This is a genomic window from Natronococcus sp. A-GB7, from assembly GCF_029688865.1.
Taxonomy (GTDB): Archaea; Halobacteriota; Halobacteria; order Halobacteriales; family Natrialbaceae; genus Natronococcus.
Window position 1 is genome coordinate 1 of sequence record NZ_JARUKV010000061.1, and the last position, 6,371, is coordinate 6,371.

Here is a 6,371-nt window from a genome sequence, read left to right on the forward strand (position 1 = left end):
GATCAATGAGTCCAGGCCATCCATCTGCTCTATCTTGGAACTCAGCGTTCAACGCTACTGTAGTCTCCGTATCCGTCTCAGCAAGATAAGATGCGAGTCCGGATAGCGACTCTACACCAGTCTGTTCCGACCACTCGGGATTCGCCATGAGGACGTAGGTGTTGTCGAGTGGTGCTCTCTCCAGGAAAGTCAGTCCGTGTTCCGTTTCGAATTCCTCTTTTACTCTATTGTAGAGTTCCTCAGGATCGGGGATGACTTCGTCTTGCTCTGGTGGTAGTGTTTGCCAAGCCGTACCAGTGTACTCCCAATATAATTGAATCTCCCCGGAATTCACTGCCTGGAAGTTCGTTGTGGTGCCGCCGAGACCAGTCTGGTCGTCAACATGGAGGTCAGTGTTTGCATCAAGCGACTCGTACGCGAGGTAGCCGAGAATCTCTTGTTCGGTGAACCGCTTCGATCCAATTGGAATTGAATCGCTCCGAAACTGTGTCGCGAGGGTGAGACACCCAGCTGTCACCCCGCTAATCGCTGTGGCGGCGAGCCCACCTCCCGTCCTGAGGAGACTACGCCGTGTGTTTTGAGTTGGCACGCCAAATCATTCTGTGATAAAGACCCTAAGTATTGACCCACACTAATCAATTGTTTATAAACAAAGCACATGATGGAGCAGTAATGTTTATAAATAAGATACACGAAGAATATATAAATACGAGGGCTGAGTCCCAGAAAGGAGAAGAAAGCCCACTCTATTATCAGAGGGAATGCTACTGCCGAGAAGTGCTGATCATCTCGTAACGGGATTCCCGAACCGGGTTCTTGATACGGGCGGTTTCAATCGAATCAGCGTCGACTTCGACCGAAACAGTTGAGGTATCATCTGTGGCTTTCGCGAGGATTTCACCACGTGGCCCTGCAACTAGGCTTTCACCCGCATGATGCCGTCCGGATTGAGTGCCGGAGTGATTCGAGCCGACAACGTAGCAGGTTTGATCAAGTGCGCGAGCACAGCAAAGGAGTCGCCAGTCATTGTCGAACGACTGCCGCCAGGCTGAGCTGACGACAATATGGTCACAATCAGCTTCGTCGTATTCAAGTGCGAGTTCGGGGAAATCCAGGTCATAGCAAAGCAGCAGCCCAACTCGTCCAACTGAAGTGTCAACGACCACTGGCTCCGTTCCGGCTGCAAACTGTGCTGCTTCGTCGCCCCATAGCTGTTGCTTTCGATATGTTGCCTCAACACCGTGGTTAGACATGTACACAAGCGAATTGTAAACATTGTTGTCGGCGGCTTCGGGCAGTCCAACTATTAGATCAATACCAGTCCTTTGAGCAATTCCCTGGATTCGTTCAGTTATAGGTCCCGGTACCGGTGTTTTTGCTGCCGAAACGTCACCGAGATCATAGCCGGTTACACAGAGCTCTGGGAAGACAGCGAACACGGTTGATGTGGGTAGTTGATCAGCAAGCTGCTCGATATGATTGAGATTTGCGTCCACATCGTCAATATTCGGTTCAAATTGGCAAGAAGCGATACGTGCGTTTGTCATCGATTGAAATACCTCGTTCGAGAACACATATGGGTACCTCAATTCTTAAATGCGGTAATCTTTGACACGAACATCTCCAGTGCTTAAGTGAAGCCCCTCCTAACACTATTGACAGGTGTTTGATCTTTTGCTGTTTTGCTCCCCTAATGAGAAGAGCACGATGATTCGGAGGATTGTGGGTCTGGATAAAGCCATCTGCGACAGCTAGTATATATACCTGCTACAAGTTCGCCCTGTGGTTTAGGGGGGTACCCCTGTTTGGTTGTGCCAGACGATGTCAGGACGACAAGTCGAACAATCGACTGGGTCAGAGGACACAGCTCCGACGCTCATCGATTGTGATATCCATCAAAAATGGAAAGATCCCGAGGAGGTTATCGCCTACCTTCCCGACCAGTACAAAGATCGTGGCGTGCAGTCGCCCAGTATTCTCTACGACAACGTCGCAGAATTCTCTCGACGCGATGCAATCCCAGATGATGGCAGTCCCGCGGGATCCAGCATCGAGAAAATGAAGGAACATCATTTTGAGGAATTCGGCGTAGATTATGCGGTTCTGACAGGCAACTCGTATCTCAATCTCACTGCTCTTCCAAACCGTGACTACGCTGCCGAACTTGCAGTCGCGAACAACAAATGGGTTATCGATAACTGGCTTTCAGAGGGAGGTCCATTTGTCGGATCGCTACTTGCTGCACCACAGAAACCAGAGCGGATGGCTGAAATGATTCGGGAACTAGGGGATCACCCGCGCGTTGTCCAAGTGGTGATGCCGATGGCCTCGCAGCACCCCTACGGTCACGAGTACTATTGGCCGATGTACGAAGCCGCCGAGGAGATGGGGCTTCCCATCGCTATGCATCCCTACACAGAAGGTCACGGTGTAACGCGTCCGCCGACAGGCGCAGGACATCCGAACACCTATTTTGAGTGGCATACGCTCCTGGGTACGTATGCAATGGGACAACTCGTCAGCCTCGTTGCTGAAGGTGTCCTTGCGAAATTCCCCGATCTCAATTTCGTTGTTATTGAGGGGGGACTGAGTTGGGTTCCACATTTCCTCTGGCGGATGGACAAAGACTGGAAAGCCCTCCGTGCACAGGTACCCTATCTTCAGAAACCACCGAGTGAATACGTTCGCGACCAAGTTCGGTTTACCACTCAACCTATCGAGGAGCCGGATAACCCCGAGCATCTCTTACAAATTCTAGAGATGATGCATGCTGAGGAAACGGTGATGTTCGCCAGTGACTATCCACACTGGGATACGGATTCACCGGTGTACGCACTGCCGCCGATGTCTGATGAGATGGAGCAAGCCGTGATGGCCGGTAACGCACAGGAACTGTACGGGCTCCCGAACGATCCGACGAGCCTCCCAACCAACTGAGAGTGATTTGATGGAGAAACGCTTCGAAATCTGTTCGACTGACGAACTGCCACCCGGTGAACGAACGATCGTTGAATTAAACGGCCATTCGATCGGCGTATTCAACGTCAATGGAGAGTACCACGCACTCAAAAATGACTGTCCACACCAACGAGCTCCACTCTGTATGGGGAAAGTGACAGGAACGACATCGGCTACAGACCCTGAGAAGGTAGAATGGGAAGACGATGGCCAGATTTTGCGCTGTCCGTGGCACGGCTGGGAATTTGATATTGCAACGGGCGAGTCCGTATTCAATCCCCATAAGGTTCGTGCAAGGTCGTTTGATACTGCTGTTGAGTCTACAAGCGACGACACTTCGGAAGAAAGCGCTACCGATGGGGGCTGTGACTGTGGGGCCGTTGAAGGCGACCAACCGCCAGTGGACACGTATGAAGTGGATGTCGAAGACCAGCAGGTCGTTGTCTACCTGTAATGGATACCGCTCAAGCAGTGGAATTCGCGCGGTCAGCGAAGATGGCAGACGCGCCGGATAACGTCGAGGCACAATTAAAGGCACGCGTGCTCGACACATTGGCAGCCATAACTGCCGGATATCGGCAGGAAGGTGTCGATATTGCCCGCCAGTATGCTATAGAGCATCTTGGTGAGGGGGAAATAACACTTCTTAATAAATCGCGAGACACAGTATCTGTCGGCGGTGCGGCATTAGCTAACGGCGTTGCTGCAAACGCACTCGATATCGATGATGGACACCGCGAGGTCAAGGGCCATCCTGCTGCAGTGGTTGTCCCTCCTGCGTTAGCGGCCGCAGAAGAAGTCGATGCCTCGATACGCCAATTTCTCAATGCTGTTTTTGTAGGCTACGAGCTCGCCGTTCGCGCGGGTTTATCATACGGTTGATGAAATTTACACAGGTACTGGATCGTGGGGCGCACTCGGAGCCGCTGCAGCAGTTACCCGACTATTTGATTTCTCAACAGAGCAGACGACACATGCACTTGGTGTCGCTGAATATCACGCTCCTCGGACACCAATTATGCGTGGTGTGGAGAAACCGGGCATGACTAAAGACGGGATTGGATGGGGGGCGTACACCGGTATTGTGTCTGCACAACTCGCTAAAATGTGATTCACTGGGTCTGGTACTGTCTTCGATGAGGCATCAATGGACGACACACTAAACAATGTATTCCACGTGACGGAGGGATATCTCAAACCATACCCATGCTGTCGCTGGGCACAACCTGGTGTTGAAGCAGTCCTAATGTTGGCATCCCAGTACGAGATCGACCCGACGAGTATTCAGTCAGTACAAATTTCGACCTTTGAGGAAGCAGTACATCTGCAAACCTGTAAGCCGAAGACACCGGAAGAAGCACAGTACTCATATGCATATCCAGTCGCCGCTGCACTCCTTCGGGGTCGCTTTACACAATCCGAACTGTCCGAATCAGCACGGGAAGATTCCGATATATTAACAATTGCTGACCGTGTCGAATTCGCTGTCGACAACGACTTAGACAGCCGGTTTCCAGAAGAGTGTCTAGCTCGTGTAACTGTGAAAACTGCTGAGGGGACATACCGATCCGATGTAACATCGAGTCGTGGCTCACGGGATATACCGTTGTCTGTCGAAGAGCGATTGGAAAAAGCACGCCGACTTGTTTCGCCCATATTATCAAAGGCTGCAGTTGAACGTCTTTCTGTTGATCTACAGAATGAAGACCAGTCAATCGAGAGACTACTCAAATCTTGGTAATAAGCAAGGCTGTTGCGTTCGCAGGGAAACTATACCATCCTCCCCCGTCATTTGCTAGCTATGCTCACTGCAAAGGTAAGCGTCCAATATGACGGTGACTGGACGGCAGAAGTCGCGAAGCACGATGTGTTTGGCGAGTTTATCGCCTCCACATTCCGGAACAATCGCTATATCGGTATGCTTGCAGTCGAATCTAAAGATTGTGATGCTGTTCGCAAAATCATCAGTTCACACGATACAGTAGAGACCATTGATCTTGTTGAACAGTATGAGACTAGCGAAGGGCGATGTGCTGCGACAATGTTGCTCCGAGGACGACTGAATGAAGTAACGCCGCTACAGGCACTGATGTACGACGGATATCTTCCTCTCGGTCCAACGCAGTTGGTCAATGGACGCGAGTGCTTTGATCTGCTGCTGGATGATCGCAATGAACTGTCGAAGGCTATTGATTTACTCTCGGATTTTGGGAGTGTTAGAGTTGAACGGATCACACAAGATTTCAGACGCGAAATTATACCAAGTCGCTCTGAGTGGCAGGAACTACTTTCGTCAATTCCCCCTCGACAGCGCGAAATTCTGAACACGGCTGTTGAACAAGGATATTTTGAGATTCCCAGACAGGTAACACTTGAGGAGATTGCAGCGGAGATGGATATTACAAAGACAACTGCGTCAAACCACTTGCGAAAGGTAGAGCAGCAACTCATCGAGTTCGTTCTTCCATACATTAATTTGGCAGTTAGAAATGAGGATTGAATTTTATTTAGAAGTTGATTGTAATCCGATTCTCTATAAACTCGAGCACACTACTCGAAGCGGTGATTCATGAGCCAATCAAAGCTACATCAGTTCCCAAACTGCGCTGTTGGCAACTGCTGTATAGCCAAGTAGCGGGTATCAGTCAGATCTGTCTCAATTTGTCCGCTTGGGTTTGGCATCCATCTTATTGCTAGCCGATGAGGCGTTCAACGAGACATAATGTGGCTATCACACCATATCGCTCGTTGACAGGCCCGTCACCAGATCTCGAGTTTCAGTTTCGCTGTGGTTGGCTCGCCTATATACAAATCCGAGTACGATACTTGCAATAGAGGGAGCAGACACACCACCCTGTTGCAGGTCACACGCGCTCCCTCCTTTCCACACACCGTCTCTATCAACCCATGTCTACGGCGAACCCACCATCTCTCGGTACATGCCCGTTCTGCCAAGCCGAGATCGCGACGACCAACGTGGTCCTTGAATACGAAACAGAGACAGGACCAGCAGTATACGCCGAGTGCCACAAATGCCGAGACGTCGTAAACCCAGAATGATTGCCCCTCGATGCTATTTGAACGTGTAGACCGGTTGCTGTCCTGGACACAGCAGCTAGGAGTCGTGTACGAAAGTCGGCACTGCGGAACCTCCGTGAATAGGGACACCGAAGCCTGTCCCACCTGCGGATCAGAAGCAATCGCCGTGCACTAATATCCTCACGGGGCCAGTCTCTATTGGATAGACAGCGTCAATTTATTGGAATTCCTTGGTCAACGTAGGGACGACGTCGAAAAGGTCGTCGTGGATCGCGTAGTCGGCGATGTCCATGATCGGGGCGTTGGGATCGGTGTTGATCGCGATGATCGTGTCCGAGCCCTTCATGCCGGCAACGTGCTGGACGGCACCCGAG

Annotated in this window: 8 protein-coding genes and 1 pseudogene; 6 read left to right on the forward strand and 3 right to left on the reverse strand. The window is 51.0% G+C overall.

The genetic code is table 11. The features are described 5' to 3' along the window. Positions 1-589 (reverse strand): glycine betaine ABC transporter substrate-binding protein (locus QA609_RS24385; RefSeq protein WP_278305217.1); only part of this gene is annotated, 589 nt, incomplete at its 3' end. A gap of 175 nt (positions 590-764) precedes the next feature. After that, on the reverse strand, positions 765-1,547 hold the full coding sequence (locus QA609_RS24390) for a carbon-nitrogen hydrolase family protein (protein ID WP_278305218.1): 783 nt from the start codon (positions 1,545-1,547) through the stop codon (positions 765-767). 274 nt (positions 1,548-1,821) lie between these two features. Between QA609_RS24390 and QA609_RS24395 the strand changes: the two genes are divergently transcribed. The 6 genes from QA609_RS24395 to QA609_RS24420 are packed head-to-tail and all read left to right on the forward strand — an operon-like array spanning position 1,822 to position 5,458. Beyond that, positions 1,822-2,937: an amidohydrolase family protein gene (locus QA609_RS24395; protein ID WP_278305219.1), complete on the forward strand. Its 1,116-nt coding sequence runs from the start codon at positions 1,822-1,824 to the stop codon at positions 2,935-2,937. A gap of 10 nt (positions 2,938-2,947) precedes the next feature. Next, positions 2,948-3,412 (forward strand): Rieske (2Fe-2S) protein, encoded by a 465-nt coding sequence (locus QA609_RS24400; RefSeq protein ID WP_005557538.1) that lies wholly within the window; start codon positions 2,948-2,950, stop codon positions 3,410-3,412. Continuing rightward, positions 3,412-3,840, forward strand: coding sequence for an MmgE/PrpD family protein (locus QA609_RS24405; RefSeq protein ID WP_278305220.1), 429 nt, complete (start codon positions 3,412-3,414; stop codon positions 3,838-3,840). Before QA609_RS24400 ends, QA609_RS24405 begins: the two co-directional genes overlap by 1 nt. Positions 3,841-3,844: 4 nt before the next feature. After that, positions 3,845-4,069 (forward strand): MmgE/PrpD family protein, encoded by a 225-nt coding sequence (locus QA609_RS24410; RefSeq protein WP_278305223.1) that lies wholly within the window; start codon positions 3,845-3,847, stop codon positions 4,067-4,069. Between the two features lie 36 nt (positions 4,070-4,105). Further along, complete coding sequence (locus QA609_RS24415; RefSeq protein WP_278305221.1) at positions 4,106-4,699, forward strand: hypothetical protein; 594 nt, start codon at positions 4,106-4,108, stop codon at positions 4,697-4,699. Between the two features lie 60 nt (positions 4,700-4,759). Further along, complete coding sequence (locus QA609_RS24420) at positions 4,760-5,458, forward strand: helix-turn-helix domain-containing protein (RefSeq protein ID WP_278305222.1); 699 nt, start codon at positions 4,760-4,762, stop codon at positions 5,456-5,458. 756 nt (positions 5,459-6,214) lie between these two features. On the opposite strand, the pseudogene QA609_RS24425 reads toward QA609_RS24420, so the two are convergent. Next, positions 6,215-6,371, reverse strand: a pseudogene (locus tag QA609_RS24425) (electron transfer flavoprotein subunit alpha/FixB family protein); the annotation flags it as partial.